Source organism: Ulvibacter sp. MAR_2010_11 (genome assembly GCF_002813135.1).
In the GTDB taxonomy this organism is placed as follows: Bacteria; Bacteroidota; Bacteroidia; order Flavobacteriales; family Flavobacteriaceae; genus Altibacter.
This window is the reverse complement of sequence record NZ_PHTY01000001.1, coordinates 2,019,346-2,042,041: the sequence shown is the minus strand read 5'-3', so window position 1 is coordinate 2,042,041 and position 22,696 is coordinate 2,019,346. Positions and strand designations below refer to the sequence as shown.

Sequence of the window (22,696 nt, the reverse complement as noted above, 5' to 3'; positions counted from 1 at the left end):
CATTCCGCCAAATTGTCGCTTATTTGCCTTCTGCATGGTCATGAGCCGCTTTTACAAAGGCCACAAACAATGGGTGTGGACTTGCAACCGTACTTTTATACTCGGGGTGATATTGCACTCCTACAAACCAAGGATGACCCGGAATTTCTATAATTTCGACCAACCCTGTATCGGGATTGATTCCGGTTGCCCTCATGCCTGCCTTTTCCAGCTGATCACGATAGGCATTGTTGTATTCATATCTATGTCTGTGTCGTTCTTTGATACTTTTGGTATTGTAAACCTTTCCAACAATACTATCCGGCTCCAAATCACAGTGCCAGGATCCCAAACGCATAGTACCGCCTTTATTGGTAATGCTTTTCTGGTCTTCCATTAAATTAATGACAGGATCTGCCGTAAATGGATTCATTTCGGTAGAATTTGCATCTTTTAAGCCCAAAACGTTCCGGGAGTATTCAATTACCGCCATTTGCATTCCCAGGCAAATTCCCAGAAAAGGTAAATTATTTTCACGGGCATAACGCACTGCTTCCACCTTGCCTTCAATCCCGCGTTCTCCAAAACCGGGAGCGACTAAAATACCGTCCAGTCCGGCCAATTCTTTTTCAATATTTTTTGCGTCTATATGTTCACTGTGAATTGATTTCACCTCAACTTTCACTTCGTTTTCGGCCCCGGCATGTATGAACGATTCTAGAATAGACTTATAACTATCCTGTAATTCTACGTATTTTCCAATGAGTCCGATAGCTACTTTTCCCTTCGGATTTTTATGGCGTTGTAAAAACTGATTCCATCTGTCCAAATCGGGTTCTTTGGAATTGGTAAGTTTTAATTTCTGAAGGGTGACTGTATCTAAACCTTCATCCAGCATCATATTGGGGACGTCGTATATGGTTGAAGCATCAATCGACTGAATGACGGCTTCCTGTTTCACGTTGCAAAACAAGGCTAATTTTTTCTTGAGGTCGTCTGAAAGTTCGTGTTCGGTTCGGCACACCAAAATATCGGCACGAATACCACTTTCCATGAGTGTTTTCACCGAATGCTGAGTTGGTTTGGTTTTTAATTCTCCGGCAGCCGATAGATACGGAACAAGGGTTAAGTGAATAACCAGTGCGTTGTCATCACCCAGCTCCCATTTTAACTGTCGCACCGATTCGATATAGGGTAGGGATTCGATATCCCCCACGGTGCCGCCAATTTCTGTAATAATAATATCGTAATCACCTGTATTTCCAAGCAATTGAACACGTTCTTTAATTTCGTTGGTAATATGCGGAATCACCTGTACGGTTTTCCCAAGAAATTCGCCTCGACGTTCTTTTTCGATTACACTTTGATAAATTCTTCCGGTAGTAACATTGTTGGCCTGTGAGGTATTAACATTCAAAAACCGCTCGTAATGACCCAAATCCAAATCGGTTTCTGCGCCGTCATCGGTAACGTAGCACTCCCCATGTTCGTAAGGATTAAGTGTTCCGGGGTCTACATTAATGTAAGGATCTAATTTCTGAATGGTTACACGGTACCCTCTGGCCTGCAATAACTTGGCCAGTGATGCTGCTATAATTCCTTTACCTAATGATGAAGATACTCCGCCCGTTACGAAGATGTATTTTGTAGTGTTCATGTGTGCTTTGCTGAATTCGCTATACGGGATGCAAAGGTAGGGATTTATTGCGGAAGGCAATAATTAAATATCAACAATCCAACAACGATGAGCAGTTTCGAATCTAGTTTACCTATCAATGAGTTTTCGCACCAAATCTTCCAGGCCATTTAATTTGATTTCATACATTTCCTGAAGCATACGGCCCAGTTTCCCATTGGGGAAGCCTTTTTGTTTAAACCATACATAATACGGTTCCGGAATGTTTACGAGATAGTAATTCTTGTATTTCCCGAAGGGCATTTTATAGTTTGCCAATTCGATAAGATGTTTGGGATTTGGGTTTGAGGATGTTGAAGAGGGATTATTTCCAGCGGCCATATTCTCTGAGTTGTTTGGCAACAAAAATCTGCCATGCTGCTTCAGACGCCTGTATTTGTGAATGATTGGTTTCTTCGTCGTAGCGCCGTTGCATTTCTTTTCTTTCAGCTTCGGTCTTTTCATACAAGGCGTAGACTTCGGCCTTTATCTTTCCTGAAAAGGTGGCTTCCTCCATTCTTTTTCTGAAAATACGCGTGTGCAATTCCGAAATATCGAAATGTGTTTGTTCGTGCTGTAAAATATAATCTGATACAGCTCCTCTTCGGTACCATGAAAGTTTGGGATAGAAATTACTTTCAATTGTAAAATCGTATTCAATCACGCCATTCTTCGAACCATACGAAAATGAAAAAGACATCCCCGAATTGGTACTTGCTACAAAACTACTCCCCCCATTTGGGATTCCTTGGAAATCGGCCCAGGAAAGTTTATAATCTTCGCTCCACGCAATTTTTTCCGTGTTGTTTTCTGAAGAAAAAGTCATAAGACTTATGAAAAAAAGAGCAATGAGTAGTTTCATAAAAAAGTAACGACAAAAATTACTATTTATTGAGTAATTGTCTTATCCCCAATTAAATACAACACTTCGTACAATATCCGGATGCAAGCTATAATGCACCGGACATGTATTTGCGGTATTTTCAAGAATCTGCTGAGACTTCCTGTCAATATTTGCAGGTAAGTCCATCACCACTTCAATTTTTGAAATCCGTCGCGGGTTTGCAGCCATTGTCTTTGTAACCAAGGCTGTTGATCCGTCCAAGATAATATTCAACCCCATGGCCTTAATCCCCATGGTGGTTAGCATACAATTGGCAAGTCCGGTAGCGACCGTATCGGTTGGAGAAAAAGCCTCTCCTTTTCCATTGTTATCGACGGGCGCGTCTGTAATATATGTTCTTCCCGAATTCAGGTGTTCGCATTCTGTACGAAGATTACCCACGTAGGTTACTTTTGCTGTGCTCATTTTACTTCCTCGAATTGGAGTTCTTTATTGTATTTAATGATATAGGTAGCCTCGTTCTGATACCCCGAGAAGAGTTTCTTACTGTAGCGAAATTTATTCTCAATGTACTCGGTCTCTATCTCATTGGAGGATGCTTCGTGCAAATCGTCTCCCGAAGCCAATCGCAACAGCACGTCGTAAGTGACATCAAATCCGCGAACCGCATATCTATTGGGCAAGACACCGTATTTATTTTTATAACTGGTAAGAAAGGCGTTCTTTTCTTTGTAATTATAACTTCTATTTACCGAAGGAAAAGTGAATCCTAATTTTGCCAGATGCACATTGGATACATCGTGGTAATCGTAAGCATCGTTTTTATCGAGGGTAAATAGTCTTAATTTATAAGATTCGGGCATACCGTTTAACAAGCCAACCACATTACTTACTACCACCGGATCTGCCGATTCCAGGATAACCCAGTTTTCACGAGCAGCATCAATTTTTCCTTGTATATCACTTGCATACAGAAATCCTTTTTCTCGTGGAGTCAACGTTTTTACATTCTCCAAAGCTGCCAGAATTAGTTGCTTAGATGCACTTTTCTTCGCATCGCTTATAAGGATAATATTTTTCCCGGCTGTATGCTCCAGAAGGTATTCGAGCATTCGTTCTTGAAGCATCTCATCGGTAGGCAATGTTTGAAATAAATTGGATGATATTTTTATTTCTTTATTGCTTAATGGTGAAAAAACAGGTGTATCGGTGTTGCGAAGATCGGCTGCCGCTTTTTCTACGTTTTTGCGGAGTAAGGGACCAATCACTGCATCTACATTGTCGAAATTATTTTTTGAAATAATACTACTCACTTTGCTCTCACTGGCTTCGGTATCATAGACATCTAAAGTGGTTGATATTCCCTTATCTTTTGCAAATTCTGTAGCCATGAGCACTCCACTGTAAAAATCGAGCGCCACTCGTAGCGTTGCATCACTTTTTAACAGGTCGGTATTGGTTCCTGTAGAATCGGTTACGGAACGATTTAAACGAAAAGGTAACATTAAAGCTATGCGCTTTGTGGATCTATTTTTGATTCTGTTTTCAAGATCTACAATAGGAACATTACTTGAAATAACTGCCGCGCTTTCCTTTGGAATTTTTAAAATCATTCCTTCCTTAAGCCCGTCTTTTGCATAGGGGTTTAGGGCAACAATTTCTTCCTGAGAGAGTCCTAACTTCACTTTCAGCCTATAAAACCCTTCTTTGGGTTTCACTTCGTAAAAGGTGTATTTTTCATCTTCGATGGTGGCCGAGGCAACTACTTCAGTTTTCGGGACAATTAAAACAGCTCCTACCTGAAGGCTTTCACCCATACTAGGATTTAAAGTTTCTAATTCGGCCAAGCTAATTCCGTATTTACGCGCAATTCCGAATTTGGTTTCTTTGGAGAGCACGGTATGTTTTCCCATTTCCGAGTTTGTATTTGTCTCGGTGGTTACTACTGTTGTATTTCCGCTCCTGGCCCGAACAGGAATACGAATTTTTTCACCTTTATTGAGCTCTCTTGAATAGAGTTCTTTGTTGTGTTTTTTAATATCGTCAATCTGAATATTGTATAACTGAGCAATACCAAACAAGGTCTCTTTGCGCTTTACACGGTGCATTTTAAAAGAAACATCCCCATTCACGTCATTGATTACATCGGTTTCAGGAAGGAAGACTAACGAATTCACTTTTAGTCCGTTTTTAGCATTCGGATTTAAGCGATAGATGGCTTCTTCGGAGGTGTTATATTTTTTGGCTATGCTGTACACGGTTTCGCCTTTTTCAACGCGATGTGTATTGTAATCTTGTTTCTGAGCCAGCGTACTGCAGCCCATGCTGAAAATACAAACTAATGCTATATAAAAAATTGACTTCATATTATTCCCATTCAATTGTGGCCGGTGGCTTCGAACTTATATCGTACACTACTCTATTAACGCCTTTTACCCTGTTTATTATATTATTACTGGTTTCCTGTAAAAATTCATAGGGTAAATTTACCCAATCTGCAGTCATTCCATCTGTGGATTCCACCGCACGTAGCGCAACTACTTTTTCGTAGGTTCGTTCGTCACCCATTACTCCCACACTTTGTACCGGCAATAATATTGCTCCGGCCTGCCACACCTTGTTGTACAAATCCCATTTCTTAAGACCATTAATAAATATGGCATCTACCTCTTGTAAGATACGAACTTTTTCGGCGGTGATATCGCCTAAAATTCGAATGGCAAGTCCGGGACCGGGAAACGGGTGTCTTCCTAATAATTCGGGATCGATTCCCATTTCTTTTCCAACACGTCTTACCTCATCTTTAAACAGCATTCGCAAGGGCTCCACAACTTTCAGTTTCATAAAATCGGGTAGACCACCCACGTTATGGTGTGATTTAATAGTAACCGAAGGACCATTTACGGAAACACTTTCGATAACATCGGGATAAATAGTTCCCTGTGCCAACCAATCCACATCTTCCAGCAAATGCGCTTCGGCATCGAATACTTCAATAAAGGAATTTCCAATAGCCTTCCGTTTTTCCTCCGGATCACTTAATCCTTCCAGGGCTTTCAAGAAACGTGCCGAAGCATCCACTCCTTTTACATTAAGACCCATTCCTTTGTATTGTTCCAATACACTGTTAAATTCGTCTTTACGGAGCAATCCGTTGTTTACAAATATGCAGTATAAATTTTTCCCGATTGCCTTATTTAAAAGAATCGCCGCTACGGTAGAATCTACTCCACCGCTCAGGCCAAGAACGACCTTGTCTTTACCCAGTTGGTCTTGTAACGATTGTACTGTGCTGTCCACGAATGCGGCAGGTGTCCAGGTTTGAGCGACGCCTGCAATATGCACCAGAAAATTTTCCAGCAGTTGTTTGCCATCGGTTGTATGATATACTTCCGGGTGAAATTGGATGGCATAGGTTTCTTCGTCTTCAATAAAGAAGGCAGCATTTGCAACGTCGTCGGTGCTAGCTAGGCGCACTCCTTTTTCGGGAAGTTTGGCGATGGTGTCACTATGACTCATCCATACCTGTGTCCCTTCTTTAATCCCTGCAAAGAGCGTATTTCTATTGAGGATTGTAGACAATTTCGCACGGCCGTATTCTCTAATATTTGAAGGTGCTACGCTACCACCATTAAAATGTGCCAGATACTGCGCGCCGTAACAAACCGCCAACAGCGGTTTGTGACCTTTTATTTGTGAAAGATCGGGATGCGGAGCATCCTCGGCGCGCACCGAAAACGGGCTCCCCGATAAAATTACGGCTTTAAAAGGTTCTAAATTCTCAGGAATATGGTGATATGGATGTATTTCGCAATAGATGTTCAGCTCTCTAACGCGCCTTGCAATAAGCTGCGTATACTGCGATCCAAAATCTAAAATTAGGACGTTGTTTTGCATAGGCAAAAGTAGTTGAAAAAAATAAGTTGACTAAAGGGTTATTAGAAAAATTTAACAGCTTTTTTTTAAGGTTTTTTTGAATTCTAAATATTTCGTTAGAGAATGGTTCTTTTCAGTTAAATGTATGCTAAATGTCGTCTTTAAAAACACAAAGGACGTCCAATTATAGTAATTTAGGATACTATGATCGCAACCGACCTTTTAGAACAAGTTTGTCAGAATTTGGAGAGTGAACTGCCCGTTAACCAATTGTTACCGGACGGAGGAATCCTTCACATCGATAAATTATTACCCTATATATGTGTGTATCGTTATAAGGAAACCGATCATTTATTTTCGGGTTTACTAAAAACACAGGGCTCCTATTTAATAGTAAAGGACACATATCCTGTTTCAGACTTATTGGAATGTCTCTCTACTGCTATTTCAGAAAAATTAAACGCCTTTTTGATTATTGAAATGTGGCCGGTACGAAAAGACCATCAGGCGGAGTTCGAAATTTCCTGCCCAAAATCGAAAGCCCCGGCAACCATCAAGGCATTCGAAGATGGTATCAATGAGTTAAGAGTTATCTATCCCGAAATAAGTGTCACAATATCTGATACACACAAAAGACATCCCGATCATCTTGAAGAATTGCTAAACATGGAAGAATCTAAAGAATCGGGAGGCCTTATCGTAGGTCTCGCAGTTCCCACTATTTACGAACGTCCTGAAGAGAATGAAATTTTTTCACTTTTTTACAGAAAGTTTGTCTCCCGTCTTTCAGAAATAATTAAAAGAGCGGTATATGAATTTATTCGGGTTCAGACTTCAAATCCGTACGATCATTATCTCATGCTTGGGAAGACCAATCTCGATAAGATTACGCTTGAAGCAGACACGACGCTCGCAGAGATAAGTGAAAAGATGTCCTTTTTACTTCGAACCACTCCCGTAAACAGTTCGAAACAATGGGATATTTTTAAAAAGAACGAATTCACAAAAACTCCGGCATTTAACTACCGACTCATTGCGCTGGATCCCGAGCAGGAAAAACGAAAATTATACGATATCCCAATCGAAAAAGTGGACGACCCCACCCTGTCCTTTATTTTAAGGGACAAACGTCTGGAAATTGAAAAGCAACTCACCATGCTCGAAGAACGAGGTACCGAAAACTTCCGATTTATAGGTGAAAGCTTGTACGGCGCAATAGAAGCCGATGTGTTATTTGGCGCACAGGCACTGCTTGAAAAGTTTCCTCAGGGTGATAATCCGGAAAAGCTGGAACGGTTTAACTGCTATGAGTTTGCAGAGCGTGCTCAGATAGAATTGGATTATTATCAGGAAAAATTTCCTCAACTACCGCTGTCTCTCGAGATACGAAAGGACGTAGTTGGCATTATGGTTTCTGAAACTAAATTATTAATTAGTGACGATTTATCCATGGATGTTGGACGCTGTGACGCATTGATTCAGCATGAAGTGGGAACACATATTTTAACCTATTGTAACGGGAAAAAACAGCCGATTAAACAAATGTATGCCGGTTTTGCCGGGTATGACCAATTGCAGGAAGGTTTGGCTGTGTTAGCTGAATATCTCGTGGATGGTCTCACGGTCAACCGACTTCGATTACTGGCCGGACGAGTGGTAGCGGCCAATGCCATGGTCCACAATGCGACTTTTATTGAAACATTCCGTCTCCTTGAGCAAAAACATAGTTTCCCCGAAAAGACCGCATACTATATAACCATGCGTATCTATCGCGGTGGGGGTCTTACAAAAGACGCTGTGTATCTGGCAGGTCTCATATATCTGCTGCAATATTTAAAGGATGGAGGGGAATTGGAACCCCTGTATACGGGCAAATTCAATATAACGCATATTCAACTCATTGAGGAGTTACTGCATAGGAATGTAATAAAGCCTCCTGTATTGCCTCGATTTTTGGAGCGTGACAGTGTTAAAAAACGATTAGAAAATCTTAGAAAAGGTGTAAAACTTACCGAATTATTAAACTAGAAACATATGAAAATTGCATTTATAATAAACGACCATGCAACCGAAAAGCCTAATTTCACTACTCCGGCTTTGGGTTTTGCAGCCTACAAAAGGGAACATGAAGTATTTTTTATTGGGGTTGGCGAATTGGCCTATGCAAGTGATGGTCATCTTTCTGCTCGCTGTAAGACCATTAGCGGGCAGATCTTTAAAACACAGGAAACGTATTTTAAAGCGCTTCAGAAGGAAAAATTTACACGCGTATCTTCTAAAGAGCTTGATGTTCTATTTCTTCGAAATGATCCGTCGGACGATATAAACGAACGCAACTGGGCGCAGAATGCCGCTTTTATTTTTGGTGAAATCGCCACGCGAGATAATGTACTTGTGCTAAACCACCCGAATAGCTTGGCCGGAGCCATTAACAAGATGTATTTTCAGCATTTTCCTGAAATATTACGCCCCAGAACCATCATTTCCAGGGATCATCAGGAAATAAAAGAATTTTTTAAAGAGCAGAAACAAAAAATGATACTTAAACCCCTCCAGGGCTCAGGAGGAACGAATGTGTTTATGATGGACAAGAAAAACGAACACAACCTTACACAAACCATCGACGCGATTTGCAGGGATGGTTATGTAATTGCGCAGGAGTATTTAGCCGATGCCAAAGATGGGGATACCCGTCTCTTTTTAATGAATGGCGAGCCGTTGAAATCGGCCGACGGCAAATACGCCATCATGAAGCGGGTAAATGCCAGTGGAGACATTCGCAGTAATATTCATGCAGGCGGAAAACCACATCCTGCAAAAATGACCGATAAAATTATGGAGCTTGCCGAAATTGTACGCCCAAAACTGGTACAGGACGGGATGTTTTTGGTAGGAATCGATATTGTGGGAGATAAATTAATGGAAATCAATGTCTTCAGTCCTGGAGGGCTCAATGTCATGGGGAATATGTACAAAACCGATTTCTCAACTGAAGTCATAAAATCTATCGAGAAAAAAGTGCATTATAGCAAGACTTACGAAAACTACTTGTTTAACAGTAGATTGGCAACGTTGTGAGGGTGAAGGGTGAACGGTGAGCAGTGAAGAGTGAAGAGTGAAGAGTGAAGAGTGTTGCTTCAAAAATAAATCTCAAATCTCAATTCCCAAATCGTAATTCTTAATTAGTATTTTGTAAATTAAATCCTCACCACTGTAAAACCATTGGACAGGGGATTCAGGTTCTCTTTTAAGGTTTTAATCAAGTTTTCGCCGTAGGGTTCGTAGAATTCCGAAAAATTTAAACTGCGTTCTTGAAGACTCTGTTTGGGAAATAATTCATCCTGAATTGCAGTTAACCTGTTTAGCTGGTCAGACAACTTGCGCTTTTGTGCTTTTAGCAATCGCTTTTCCAGATTTTTCAACCCGTTAATTTGTTTCTTTTCCTGGGCATTCACAGCGCCTTCAAACGATTTGTCGGTCTGTAAGGCAATCAGCTTTAAATTTCTGAAATGCGCTTCTAAAAAATCAAGTTCGGTACTAAAATCAATCTTAATTTCCGAAATTTTCTTAGTATGCGCAGACTCTAACTCATGCTGCTCTAAAAACAAGGCTTCGATGTTAACATCCAGTTTCTTGAGTTTTTCTGAAAGGTTTTCGGGAAGTAATAAAACCGAATTCCGAAGTAATAATATCGGAAAAGGAATGGCAACCGATTTAAAATAATCTTTCAACTGAAACCAGTAGGCCAATTCACCACCTCCGCCTACATAACACAAATTGGGCAAATTTACTTCCTGATACAAGGGTCGCAACAAGGCGTTGGGAGAGAATCTTTCGGGATGTGTATTGAGTTCAGCTATAATTTCTTCCTTAGAAAAGGAGCTATCGGTTTCATTTACGTAATACCGACCGCCTTGTTCTATAATCCGCTCTCTAAGGCCTTCTTTTAAATAAAACAGATTGATCTCTCTTGGATGTACCTGTTCATTGTATCCAAGCTGTGTAAGTTCTTTTGTGGTTTGGGTTACGTTCTTGAAGGATAAATTTTCAGTTAACTCCTTTTCAGCAAAAGGAATAAATACTTTTTTAAGTGTTGTATCATTTCCGTCTATAATTACAAGTCCGAATTCTGAAAATAACACATTCGCCAAATACCGCGTCGCATCTGCCAAATTGTGATGTTTGACGTAGGCTTCGGTAAATAACGAAATTAATTTCTTGGCGTTACTACTATTTCCCAACGTATTTTTAAAAACTTCAGCAACTTCAGCCAAACCTTCAGTAGACAACTCACCTACAGCGCCACTACTCTTTCTATTCCATTTAATTTTTTTTCCGAAGAGATTAAAATAATTAATTTCATCGAAGTCGTGATCTTCAGTAGCCATCCAATAAATGGGAACAAAATGCTGCTTGGGATGCTTTTTGTTTAAAGTTTCGGAAAGGTTTATCACCGAAATGATTTTGTATAAAAAATACAACGGACCGGTAAACAGATTAAGCTGATGCCCTGTTGTGATAGTAAAGGTATTAGAAGAAGAAAGGGCGGCGATATTTTTCTGTGTGGCTTCTGAAATTTCTATCTCTCTATTCTGAAATTTCAGTCGTTCCACCAACACATTTCGTTGTTCCTGTGGAAATGATTTTTGTTTTTCCTGAAGCTGCTCCATAAAATTATCCAACTTCGGAAAACGGTGATAAAATGGTTGTAACTCTTTTTTTTCAGCAAGATAATCGCAAATCAAATTTGAAAAATAACCGGTTTCGGAATACGGAATGGTTTGTACAGACATAAACTTTTGGAAAACTGAACACAAAAATAACGACTTTCATCGTTTAATTTTTTAAAGATACGTTAATGTTAAAGTTCGTTACAAATTTTCAGCTTGTTATATGCCTCAAATGATTTTTTGAATTTGAGATTTGCATTCTGGAAATTCTAGTATATTTAACCCTCAAATTAATCAACCACCGCATGAAACGATACATTTCTTTCCTATTTCTACTTTTCACTATTACATTAACTGCTCAATTACAATCTCCTTCCGAGTTTTTAGGGTATGAAATTGGCACTCAATTTTCACGCCATGCCGATGTGGTGCGTTATTTTGAACATGTTGCTGCCAATAGTGACATGGTTACCTACGCTTCCTACGGAAAAACATACGAACGCAGACCTTTAACCTATGCCATTGTCTCAAGTCCGCAAAACATGGCGAACCTTGAAAACATTCGGAAAGACAATCTTAAAAATGCCGGCCTGGAAAGCGGCAGCGCTTCTCCCAATATCGCCATTGTTTGGTTAAGTTACAATGTTCATGGAAATGAAGCTTCAAGTACCGAAGCATCTATGAATACCATATATAAATTAATCACCGAAAATAAGGCCTGGTTGCAAAATACAGTGGTGATTATCGACCCCTGTATCAACCCCGATGGCCGTGACCGCTATGCCAATTGGTATAATTCGGTGAAGTCCACTCCATACAATGCATTACAAGAAGCAACCGAACACAACGAACCCTGGCCGGGTGGAAGAGCAAATCACTATCTTTTCGACCTGAATCGCGATTGGGCATGGCTAACACAAATTGAGAGTCAGCAGCGATTAAAAGTGTACAATCAATGGATGCCTCATGTGCATGTCGATTTCCACGAGCAGGGTATTAATAGTCCCTATTATTTTGCACCTGCAGCAGAGCCGTTTCACGAAATAATTTCTCCATGGCAGCGGGATTTTCAAACGCAAATTGGTAAGAATCACGCCAAATATTTCGACAAGGAAGGGTGGTTGTTTTTTACCCGGGAAAGTTTCGATTTACTCTATCCAAGTTACGGAGACACCTACCCCACTTTTATGGGCTCTATTGGAATGACCTACGAACAGGCGGGTCATGGAGCAGCAGGATTGGGTGTAAATACAGACGAAGGTTATGAGCTTACGTTGGTGGATCGTGTGGCGCATCATACTACTACCGGACTTTCAACAATAGAGATTTCCTCTATGAATGCTGCGAAGTTAAATACCGAATTCAAAAAATTCTTCGACAACAGTAGTTTGAAATACAAAAGCTATGTGTTAAAAGGCAATGCCGATAAAATAAATGCGCTTACCAAATTATTAGATCAACACGAGATTAAGTACGGTTATGCATCCGGCGGAAAAGTAAGTGGTTTTAACTTTGGAGCCAATAAAGACGGCAGTATGGACAGCAACGGAGCATTGGTAGTAAGCACCAATCAGCCGAAAGGAAAAATGGTAAAAGTGCTTTTTGAACCCGACGCAAAACTAAGCGATCCGCTTACCTACGATATTACTGCTTGGAGCGTGCCACATGCCTACGGATTAGAAACTGTGGCAAGCACAACATTGGTAACAGCCAGCGGGTCGAAACCTCAGGCTTTTGCATTAAACATAATGGTTGCAAATTCACCCGGTTATATTGCGAAGTGGAATAGTTTAAACGATGCCGGATTCCTTGCTGAATTACTTCAAAACAATATTAAGGTACGTTTTTCTGAAAAAGATTTAAGTTTTTCGGGAACTGCTTATCCTAAAGGAAGTCTCGTAATTACCCGAAGCGACAATAAAAATAATGCATCGTTTGACGAAACCGTCATTAAAATTGCCAATGCGCATCAACGAAAGTTGTTTGCCTCTCCAACCAGTTTTAGTGACAATGGGACCGATTTCGGTTCGGGGAATATCAAGCTTGTAAACAAACAGCGTGTGGCTATCTTAAAGGGCGACGGAGTTTCATCATTGAGTTACGGAGCCATTTGGCACTTTTTTGAACAACAACTGAAATATCCTCTAACTTCAATTGACACCGATGATTTTGGGTATATAAATATTCGAAATTTTGATGTGTTGATACTTCCGGAAGGTTGGTATCAGTCACTTTTAAATGAAACTAATTTGAACAAAATCAAGGATTGGGTACGCGATGGCGGAAAAGTGATTGCAATGGGTCGTGCCGTGAATTCCTTCGAAGGCAAAGAAGGCTTCGATCTAAAGAAAAATGAAGGTGATAAGAAAGAAGAAGATAAAGACACGGTAAAAGGTAATTTAATTCCCTACGATCAGCGGGAACGTGAAAGTGTCAAGGATTTTATTACGGGAAGTATCTATAAAGTAACCTTAGATCCATCACATCCAATGGCATTTGGGTATGGTGACACGTATTTCAGTTTAAAACAGGGCAACAATTCGTTTGCATTTTTAGAAAATGGATACAATGTGGGTTATATAAAAGATGAGCCTATAAGTGTTTCCGGTTTCTCGGGATCCGATGCCAAAGCAGGTTTGAAAAACTCGGTTGTTTTTGGGGAAGCGCGCATAGGTAGAGGTAGTTTTATCTATTTGGTAGACGACGTATTGTTCCGTTCCTTTTGGGAAAACGGAAAATTATTCCTAGTCAATAGCGTCTTCTTTGTGAATAACAACAAATACATTCTTGACTAAGAATATTTCAATCCAGCAATACAATTAACAGGCGGCATCAATTTATGTATGCCGCCTTTTTATTTCTTTTGAAACAATAACCGAATCTGCCTGGAAATACTTTTCCGACTTGATAACTTCGTACAGCCATTCAAAATAATTGGCAGATCGCCTTTGAAACGGATAGTTTAATGCTTTTTCCATGATATTCATTTTAAAAGCAGAAGAAGGACTAAGAGAATAGCAACTGAGGCAAGAATAAATGTAGGATAAGCTTTGTTCAAAAACTAATTTTTTGTAATCTTTTTCTTACTATTCGATGAAATGTTTTAAAAATAGATGTAGAACTTAGTTCAGGGATTTTAGATTTTAGAAATAAAAGTTAAATTAAACGATTCACTAATCACGGTTCACTCTTCACGGCTCACTAATCACCATCTACCTACGGTAGGTAAACTCACTGCTCACGATTAGGAATTTGGGACTTGGGATTTACGATTTACGATTTACGATTTACGATTTACGATTCACGATTTACGAGTGATGAGTTATGAATCAGACTAAACTATGCCCTATTGGCTAGTGCGTAATTTCTTTATACTTCTCACGACTCACTGCTCACTCCTCACTGCTCACGTTTAGGGATTTGGGATTTGGGATTAAGCAAAATTAAAATTTCGTACAACTCCCTCTTCACCCTTCACCCTTCACCATGCACCCTCAAACTAATACCAACGTTTCTTATTTTTCTTCGAGGCTTCAGATTTTCGTCCTTTTTTGTGTTTGCTCCCCTTCTTTTTATGCACCTGTGGTTTGGCTTTGGGAGATAAGAGGTAAGGATGCTCATCGTCTACCGGCAAGGCTCCTTTTATTAATTTCTGAATACTGGTAACGTATTCCTTTTCATCTGCCGAACAAAATGAATAGGCTATACCTTCCAGTCCCGCTCGTCCTGTGCGCCCAATACGATGCACAAAGGTTTCGGGAATATTGGGAAGATCAAAATTTATAACAGCGTCGAGACCGTCGATATCGATTCCGCGTGAGGCAACATCGGTAGCTATGAGAATATTAACATCGCCATTTTTGAAACTGTTCAATGCAACTTGTCGCGTACTTTGTGCCTTATCACCATGTAAGCTGGCAACCTTATAATTATTCTTTATGAGTGTTTGTTCCAGTTTGTCAACTCCGTTCTTAGTGCGACGAAAGATGAGGATATTTCCTTTGATAGTATTGCGTAGCAGGTGTAAACACAATTCAATTTTTTTAGGTTTGGGAACATAATATAGAATCTGTCTTACCGATGCCGCTGCTGAAACCGACGGAGTTACCTCCACCCTTTCAGGGTCTTTTAAAATGGTCCTCGCTAATTGTACTACTTTAGCAGGCATGGTAGCCGAAAAGAGCAGGCTCTGTTTTTCTTCCGGACACAATCGCTCAATCTTAAGTACATCGTCTATAAAACCCATATCCAGCATAAGATCTGCTTCATCTAAAACTAAAATTTCAACATGTCCTAAATCTACAATTTCCTGCTTCCGAAGATCCAGTAAGCGCCCGGGAGTAGCAATTAATATATCTACCCCTTTTTTTAAAATATCTTTTTGAGGTGCTATGGAGGTTCCTCCAAAAACAACAGTGGTTCGCAAGTTGGTATATTTACTATAGACCTGAAACTCTTCTTCAATCTGTACGGCCAATTCCCGTGTAGGACTCACAACCAGGGCGCGAATCTTTTTAGCATTTTTATTGACATCCTGTTGATGAAACAATCGCTGTAAGATGGGCAATGCAAAAGCTGCTGTTTTTCCGGTTCCTGTTTGGGCCGAAGCAATTACATCTTTTCCGGCAAGTACTAACGGAATCGTTTCCTCCTGAATCTGCGTAGGAGACTCATAATTCTTTTCAAAAACGGCTTTTAGAATAGGTTTGTTTAAGGCTAATTCACTGAAGTGCATAGAGTGGTTTTAATAATGTTGCAAAGATACAGTAATTGGAATTGGAAGGAAGAGGGTTTGTGGAGTTGTTTGTTTGTTGAGTTTTTGATGCGTTGAATTGCATGTTCGTTGCGTCGTTGATGCGTTTTTTCTTTTAACACTTCATGGCTGCCTGACGCAATCCCTCATAAACTACAACTCCAACTGCATTTGCCAAATTGATAGAACGAATGTGAGGTGAGTGAATCGGAATTTTATACAAATCGGTCTCATGCTTGCTAATTAAATCCTTCGGCAAGCCCACAGATTCCTTTCCAAAAATCAAGAACATTTCATCTTTAAAAGGGATGTCCCAATAATCGCGCGTTCCGTGGCTTGAAAAGAAAGCCATGGATTTATTTTTATGGACCGAAAAAAAAGCTTCAGTACTTTCATAAATCTTAAGTTCAACATGTTGCCAATAATCCAACCCCGCCCGTTTTACCCTTGTATCATTGAGTTCAAATCCGAAGGGCTTTACCAAATGCAGCGTACTCCCGGTTGCAAGACTGAGTCGGCCAATATTACCGGTGTTATTTGGGATTTCGGGTTCTATTAAAACTATGTTGTAGGACACTGTTATGCTTTGCTACAAAGTTATCATATATTCTTACCATTTATAGCGTCACTTTGCAACATTCTGCTATTAGTAAATCTGCCCTGCTAATCCTCTTCAAGGCGCACTTAAAAATTGTCTATCTTTAAGTCATTAAAAGAGTCTCCATGAAAACATTCTACACCTTGTTAATTTTTATCACCTTGATTTCTTGTAAAGATAAAAAAGAGGAGCAACTACCACTAAGCGGGCAACCAGACATGCTCTCGGCACCGGCTTATGAAGCAATCTCACTTCTAGGAGATACCTTGTATTCGGCTACACCTTCAGACAGCTTGGTAATGCGTTACAATGAGAAAAAAGTAGCCTACGATGCCAATCCCAACAAAATTGAAACTATTATCTGGCACGGACGGTTTACGGCTTATCTAGGGAAATACAACGAGGCTATTGCAATTTACACCAAAGGAATTGAACAATTTCCCAACGATCCCAGATTGTACCGTCATCGGGGACACAGATATATTACACTACGTAAATTCAACAGAGCAATTGAAGATCTTACAAAAGCAGCTCAACTAATAGAAGGCACAAAGGACGAAGTTGAGCCGGACGGAATGCCTAATGCGCAAAACATTCCGGTGAGTACCCTACATGGAAATATCTATTATCACTTAGGACTTGCACATTACCTTAACCGTAGTATGGGGCCTGCACTGGATGCGTTTAAGAAATGTTTGGAGACGTCCAACAAACCGGACAATGTCGTTTCGGCAACACATTGGATCTATATGATTAATAGAAGGCTGGGACGAGATGATGCCGCAAAAAACTATGTAAAAAATATTACCTCTAGCATGGAAGTTATTGAAAATACGGCTTACCATCGCGCATGTTTGTTCTATAAAGGGGATCTAGAATTAAAGGATATTAATTCAGAAAATGAAGCTTCTACTGCATCGGACACAGCCCTCCGATACGCCATTGCTAACTGGTTGTATTATACCGGCTATGCCGAACGGGCAAGGGTGGTGTATAACGAGATTGTTTCACAGGACGACTGGGCATCGTTCGGCTATATTGCGGCCGAAAACGATTTGGCGAAACTGTATTAAGAGGTCGAATTTTTAGCTTCAATCCACTTACTTAAATACTTACTACTCTGCAATGTGTGATGCTGAAGTATTTGCCCTATAAAGTGCTTTTCTCTGTGTGTCCTCACATTTTGTTGAAGCTTGTTTATTGTTGCAATAAAGGCTTCGGAAAAAAGGCTTTTTTGGAAACGCTTTTCGATACAACTGAAACCATTTTGCTGCGCTTCCAGCCAGATTTCTTTCTGTGTAAATAGTGCGACCGAAGCCTTTGCAAATTCTAGAGGATCATCTGTAATTCTGCCCGGAATAGGTAGGTTTCCATACATTCCTTCCGCGCCAATAGTAGTAGTAACTGAGGGTGTTCCATAACGCATGGCATCCAATAATTTCCCTTTTAAACCAGCTCCGAATCGCAGCGGCGCAAGACACACCTTCGATGCAACCATTACTTTTGACACCTCTTTAGCCCAACCCTGAAATAAAAATCCTTCTTTTGGATTATGAAAATCCAGTATCTGCTGCGTTGCGTAACTTCCATAAATATGCAATTGGGCTTCAGGGAGTTTTTCCCGAATCAGGGGCCAGATTTCTGTTTTTAAATATTTTATAGAATCTACATTGGGCGCATGCAACATATTCCCCACGGTAACAAAACCACTTCGTGCTTCGAACGCAGGTAATTTTGCCGCAGCTTCAGACGAGTGTTCCACTAAAAAAGGTAAATAATACAATAGTTCCGAAGGGATTGAAAAGGTAGTTTCTAGTAGTTTCACTTCAGCTTCCGAAATAAGTATCGACAGATCACATCGTAAAATACTGGCCAATTCCCGCTTGGCTGTTTCAGTAAATAAGCTGGCATCGGCTACAGACAAACCTTTTTTTACTGCCTGTTCTCTTGCCTTTCGAAGAAAATGCAAATCTTCAGTATCGAGTATCCGTAAGGCATTTGGACAGATTTCGGCCACACGCCAACCAAACTGTTCTTCCGTTATAAATCGATCAAAAAGTACAAGGGAGGGGTTTAATTCTGAAATACAATCATCGAAAGAAGCATCATTTAATTGAATAGCAAGAGTATCAACACCTAATTCTTTTAGATTTACTGCTTTATCGGAAGCATTTGCAGTAGTCGCGAAAGTGATTGTAAAGTTGTTTTCAATAAAAAGCTGAATCAACTGCAGCATACGGCTACCCGCGGCTGTCGTTGCAGGTTCGGGAAAAGTATGGCCAATAATGAGTACGCTATTCAAAGCTTATTTAAAAATCTTTTAAGGCGATCGAGGCAGTTTTAATAGTTGCCTCCTTTTCGGAAATCATCGTCCAAGCAATATATGCCGTGTCACCAACTATTTCAAGTTGTGGAAAACCGGTAGATCGATTGGGACTGGTTGTTGCAATAGTGACTGCCGGCTCAGTATAGCCGTGAACGTTTATTTTCATGAGTTGAATAACTGTCTCCTCGCCTTTTGGTTCCATCCAGAGCACGGCGGCTTCTTCTTCCGAGAGCATGGCCACATCAACTCTTCCTGTAGCGTTTCCAACATCTATGCGGAACGATTTGCCGAAATTTGCCCCATTGTCGTTTGAAAAAGCAACATTTACATCGCCCTCTCCTTTTGCCTCAGTGAACCATGCTACTACTGCATTATTTTCAAAAGCATCTATCGATGGTCCGTTTACGGGACATCCCGGAATTTTCCAGTTGTCATTGCCTATAGTCATAGGTTTAGACCATCCTCCGTCTTTTTGCCAACGTACAATCGATATATCCCGAAGCTCTTCCTTGCTGCGATCACGATAGGCAACAATGATTTCATCGTTGGATCCAATGGCAACCGATGTCTGACAGCAATCGCATACACTATCATCCAATAAGGTATCGTATTGTACAGAACCATCCTTAAAAACAATCGCCCCACGTAAGGTCATTTGTCCGCCACCATGATCTTTTCCAACGGTTTCTCTACCATCGAGCCATACTACCAGAAAACTATCATCTACATACGGACGAATGGATACAAAGCCATGTTCACTTTGTGTCCCGTCGTTATGGAGTAAGAAATTCTTTTTCCATAATCCATCGCTATTTTCGGCAGAAGGAGGGGTATATAGGTTTAATTTAACATCATAGGTATAGGTTCCGTTGGCGGATTTCTGAAGATAGTTGGTTAGAATATTGCCGTTGCTTTCGGCAATAGCGGGAAAATCGGCCCAGTTTACAAACCAGTCTTTTCCTGAAGCTACCGCTTCCGGGGTGCTCCATTTTTCGTCTTTTAAAATCGAAAAGTTTAGTGTTGCGACAGAGTCTTTTCTTTCGACCCAGGATAAAAACAAATCTGCACCATTACTAAAAAGTCTTGGCATTGCACTGTTTCCTTGTACGGGGCTCGGAATCTCCTTTAAATGATTGTCAGTATGCGCTGCAGTATGAGTTGAGTCTCCCGTATTTTGTTCTTTATCGGGGTTGTTTTTACAGGAAAACAGAAGAAAAGTAATGGCAATAAATAAGCAAATTTTATGAATCATACGTTCCTAAATTAAGATCCCGGTTCGAACTTTCCGGGATAGTATAAAGGTATTAAATTAATTCAGCATACAAATCGAAATCTTCGGCAGCAGTAATCTTAACATTGAAAAAATCGCCAGTCCGCATATAACCTTCTTCAGCATTGATTAAAACCTCATTATCCACATCGGGGCTATCAAACTCGGTACGTCCCACAAAATAACTTCCCTCTTTGCGGTCTATTACCACTTTGAATTCTTTCCCAATTTTCTGCTGATTGAGTTCCCAGGAAATCTGTGACTGAATTTCCATAATCTCGTTGGCGCGATTCATTTTAACATCTTCAGGAACATCATCGACCAAATTATAAGCGTGTGTGTTTTCTTCGTGAGAATAGGTAAAACATCCCAGGCGCTCGAAACGCATCTCTGTTACCCAATTCTTTAAAGTCTGAAAATCTTCTTCAGTTTCTCCGGGATAGCCCACAATTAAAGTGGTTCGAATAGTCATATCGGGGACAGCTGCACGAAATTCTTCTAGTAATTTGGTGGTCTTTGCCTTGGTGGTTCCACGACGCATCGACTTCAATATTGGGTCGGCAATATGCTGTAACGGAATGTCTATATAGTTGCAAATTTTAGGCTCATTGCGCATCACTTCCAATACATCCATTGGAAATCCTGTTGGGAAGGCATAGTGTAATCGAATCCACTCGATGCCTTCTACTTGCACCAATTTCTGAAGTAACTCGGCCAGGTTTCGTTTTTTGTATAAATCGAGGCCGTAATACGTAAGATCCTGGGCGATAAGAATTAATTCCTTCACTCCCTTGGCTGCTAATTTTTCGGCTTCGGTGACCAAATCTTCCATGGGTGTGCTCTTGTGCTTCCCGCGCATGATAGGAATGGCGCAGAAGGAACAGGGTCGGTCACAACCTTCGGCAATTTTTAAGTATGCGTAATTTTTGGGTGTGGTTGTAAGTCTTTCCCCAATTAATTCATGTTTGTAATCGGCTCCCAGTGCTTTTAGCAATCCGGGTAATTCGGTGGTTCCAAAATATTGATCAACAGCAGGTATTTCTTTTTGAAGATCGGGTTTATAACGTTCTGAAAGGCATCCTGTGACAAAAACTTTATCGACCAGCCCATCTTCCTTTTTCTGAACGTATTCCAAAATGGTATTAATACTTTCTTCTTTGGCATTGGCAATAAAACCACAGGTATTGATTACTACAATATTTCCCTCTTCCTCATGGACTACTTCCTTGTTATTAGCACGTAACTGTCCCATCAGCACTTCGCTGTCGTAAGTGTTTTTGGAGCAACCCAAGGTTACTACATTAATCTTGTTCTTTTTCAGGGTTTTAGTCCGCATAATTTTTTAATAATAAGGCGTGCAAAGATACCTATTAAAATGGGAATACCTCGTAAAATAGTGTAACAGAAATTACTTTTTAGGATAGTAAATTTCCAAAATAGAAGCCAAGGGTTTAGCTCCGCTCAAGACTGCGTCAATTTGCTTTTGGGTGGCTTCAGTCAAAATATTCGCCAGCGGCTGATTTAGTTCTCTGATTTTAGGAAAAACCGCAGCAATTTTCTTATCCCACACCTTGTGATAATTCTTAAGATCGTCCGGATAAACTGTCTTGCGCTTGGTGCCCTCATCGGCTGCACGAAAAGGAGTTTCAATATTTAAATATCCGTAATCGTCGGTTAGTTGTTCTCCCGGTTGAATATCGCGGATGGCGATTTCGAAATCGTATGCCGTAGAAAGACAATTGGATTTAAAACTGTGGTTTACAAACCTTCCATGATCCCAACATAATACATAGTTGCCTTTGCTGTTGCGATAGGTATAAAACTCCAGTATATCCTGATATAGCTTATCTAATTTCTGAAAGTCTTCTATGGTGAATGTCCTGTCTAATTTGTCTAAGACCCAGGTTATGGTACCTGCAGGAATAAATTTGGTTGCTACTACGCCGTGTCCAATTTGGTCGCTGATGAAGCGTAGTTCCGTATGCGGGTGAATCATAAAAAAGAAATGATGAGTTTTTGTTTACTCAAATGTACAATAATATTAATACGAAATAAAAAATAATAATGGAGGTATGGAGTGAAGGGTGAAGGGGGATTTGGGATTTTAGATTTTAGATTTTAGATTTTAGATTTTAGATTTTAGATCTTAGATTTTAGATTTTAGAAATAAAAGTTAAATTAAACTATTCCCGATTGACTAGCGCTTAACCTCTTTTAACTACTCACTACTCACTGCTCACTACTCACTACTCACTACTCACTGCTCACTACTCACTACTCACTGCTCACTGCTCACTGCTCACTGCTCACTGCTCACAATTAGGGATTTGGGATTTGGGATTTGGGATTTTAGATTTTAGATTTTAGATTTTAGATTTTAGATTTTAGATTTTAGATTTTAGATTTTAGATTTTAGATTTTAGAAATAAAAGTTAAATTAAACGATTCACTAATCACGGTTCACTCTTCACGGCTCACTGCTCACGATTAGGGATTTGGGATTTTGGATTGTGGATTTACGAATTATGAATTATGAATTATAAATAAAATTATTCCCTATTGACTAGTGCTTAACCTCTTTTAACTACTCACTACTCACTACTCACTACTCACTACTCACTACTCACTACTCACTACTCACTGCTCACTGCTCACAATTAGGGATTTGGGATTTGGGATTTGGGATTTGGGATTTGGGATTTGGG

18 protein-coding genes are annotated in these 22,696 nt (G+C 40.1%); 4 read left to right on the top strand and 14 right to left on the bottom strand.

Annotated elements, in window-relative coordinates; all coding sequences use genetic code 11:
- Positions 1-19: 19 nt before the first annotated feature.
- The 6 genes from ATE92_RS09300 to guaA all read right to left on the bottom strand — a co-directional run bounded on the left by ATE92_RS09300 (position 20) and on the right by guaA (position 6,395).
- Positions 20-1,636 carry a CTP synthase gene (locus tag ATE92_RS09300; RefSeq protein WP_100803442.1) on the bottom strand — a complete coding sequence of 539 codons (1,617 nt, stop codon included), beginning with the start codon at positions 1,634-1,636 and terminating at the stop codon, positions 20-22.
- A gap of 108 nt (positions 1,637-1,744) precedes the next feature.
- Complete coding sequence (locus ATE92_RS09295; protein WP_100803441.1) at positions 1,745-1,996, bottom strand: DUF3820 family protein; 252 nt, start codon at positions 1,994-1,996, stop codon at positions 1,745-1,747.
- Positions 1,980-2,516, bottom strand: coding sequence for a DUF922 domain-containing protein (locus ATE92_RS09290; protein WP_100803440.1), 537 nt, complete (start codon positions 2,514-2,516; stop codon positions 1,980-1,982). Before ATE92_RS09290 ends, ATE92_RS09295 begins: the two co-directional genes overlap by 17 nt.
- 42 nt (positions 2,517-2,558) lie before the next feature.
- The gene (locus tag ATE92_RS09285) at positions 2,559-2,963 is read right to left on the bottom strand and encodes an OsmC family protein (protein ID WP_100803439.1); all 405 of its coding nucleotides are present in this window, start codon (positions 2,961-2,963) and stop codon (positions 2,559-2,561) included.
- Positions 2,960-4,864: a LysM peptidoglycan-binding domain-containing protein gene (locus tag ATE92_RS09280; protein ID WP_100803438.1), complete on the bottom strand. Its 1,905-nt coding sequence runs from the start codon at positions 4,862-4,864 to the stop codon at positions 2,960-2,962. Before ATE92_RS09280 ends, ATE92_RS09285 begins: the two co-directional genes overlap by 4 nt.
- Position 4,865: 1 nt before the next feature.
- Complete coding sequence (gene guaA / locus ATE92_RS09275) at positions 4,866-6,395, bottom strand: glutamine-hydrolyzing GMP synthase (RefSeq protein WP_100803437.1); 1,530 nt, start codon at positions 6,393-6,395, stop codon at positions 4,866-4,868.
- 183 nt (positions 6,396-6,578) lie between these two features.
- Between guaA and ATE92_RS09270 the strand changes: the two genes are divergently transcribed.
- On the top strand, positions 6,579-8,402 hold the full coding sequence (locus tag ATE92_RS09270; RefSeq protein ID WP_100803436.1) for a flavohemoglobin expression-modulating QEGLA motif protein: 1,824 nt from the start codon (positions 6,579-6,581) through the stop codon (positions 8,400-8,402).
- Between the two features lie 6 nt (positions 8,403-8,408).
- Positions 8,409-9,452, top strand: coding sequence for a glutathione synthetase (locus ATE92_RS09265; RefSeq protein WP_100803435.1), 1,044 nt, complete (start codon positions 8,409-8,411; stop codon positions 9,450-9,452).
- Positions 9,453-9,571: 119 nt separating this feature from the next.
- On the opposite strand, the gene bshC is transcribed toward ATE92_RS09265, so the two are convergent.
- Positions 9,572-11,167: a bacillithiol biosynthesis cysteine-adding enzyme BshC gene (gene bshC, locus ATE92_RS09260; RefSeq protein ID WP_100803434.1), complete on the bottom strand. Its 1,596-nt coding sequence runs from the start codon at positions 11,165-11,167 to the stop codon at positions 9,572-9,574.
- A gap of 182 nt (positions 11,168-11,349) precedes the next feature.
- Here bshC and ATE92_RS09255 point away from each other — a divergent pair, with 182 nt between their 5' ends.
- The gene (locus ATE92_RS09255; protein ID WP_100803433.1) at positions 11,350-13,839 is read left to right on the top strand and encodes a M14 metallopeptidase family protein; all 2,490 of its coding nucleotides are present in this window, start codon (positions 11,350-11,352) and stop codon (positions 13,837-13,839) included.
- Between the two features lie 42 nt (positions 13,840-13,881).
- Here the strand turns inward: ATE92_RS09255 and ATE92_RS14035 are convergent, their stop codons facing one another.
- The 3 genes from ATE92_RS14035 to ATE92_RS09245 form a co-directional block, all read right to left on the bottom strand.
- Positions 13,882-14,022 (bottom strand): hypothetical protein, encoded by a 141-nt coding sequence (locus ATE92_RS14035; RefSeq protein WP_157809602.1) that lies wholly within the window; start codon positions 14,020-14,022, stop codon positions 13,882-13,884.
- 521 nt (positions 14,023-14,543) lie between these two features.
- Positions 14,544-15,779: a DEAD/DEAH box helicase gene (locus ATE92_RS09250; RefSeq protein ID WP_100803432.1), complete on the bottom strand. Its 1,236-nt coding sequence runs from the start codon at positions 15,777-15,779 to the stop codon at positions 14,544-14,546.
- 133 nt (positions 15,780-15,912) lie between these two features.
- The gene (locus tag ATE92_RS09245; RefSeq protein WP_100803431.1) at positions 15,913-16,374 is read right to left on the bottom strand and encodes a tRNA (cytidine(34)-2'-O)-methyltransferase; all 462 of its coding nucleotides are present in this window, start codon (positions 16,372-16,374) and stop codon (positions 15,913-15,915) included.
- Positions 16,375-16,520: 146 nt separating this feature from the next.
- Here ATE92_RS09245 and ATE92_RS09240 point away from each other — a divergent pair, with 146 nt between their 5' ends.
- Positions 16,521-17,468 carry a hypothetical protein gene (locus ATE92_RS09240; protein WP_100803430.1) on the top strand — a complete coding sequence of 316 codons (948 nt, stop codon included), beginning with the start codon at positions 16,521-16,523 and terminating at the stop codon, positions 17,466-17,468.
- Here ATE92_RS09240 and ATE92_RS09235 read toward each other — a convergent pair.
- From ATE92_RS09235 to ATE92_RS09220, 4 genes are all read right to left on the bottom strand, one after another.
- Positions 17,465-18,697 (bottom strand): glycosyltransferase family 4 protein, encoded by a 1,233-nt coding sequence (locus tag ATE92_RS09235; protein ID WP_100803429.1) that lies wholly within the window; start codon positions 18,695-18,697, stop codon positions 17,465-17,467. The genes ATE92_RS09240 and ATE92_RS09235 overlap by 4 nt on opposite strands.
- 7 nt (positions 18,698-18,704) lie before the next feature.
- Entirely contained in the window at positions 18,705-19,973 is a 1,269-nt protein-coding gene (locus ATE92_RS09230) for a hypothetical protein (RefSeq protein ID WP_100803428.1), read from the bottom strand.
- Between the two features lie 52 nt (positions 19,974-20,025).
- Positions 20,026-21,327, bottom strand: a complete 1,302-nt coding sequence (rimO, locus tag ATE92_RS09225) for a 30S ribosomal protein S12 methylthiotransferase RimO (protein WP_100803427.1) — start codon at positions 21,325-21,327, stop codon at positions 20,026-20,028.
- Positions 21,328-21,399: 72 nt separating this feature from the next.
- On the bottom strand, positions 21,400-21,987 hold the full coding sequence (locus ATE92_RS09220; protein WP_100803426.1) for an SET domain-containing protein: 588 nt from the start codon (positions 21,985-21,987) through the stop codon (positions 21,400-21,402).
- Positions 21,988-22,696: the final 709 nt, after the last annotated feature.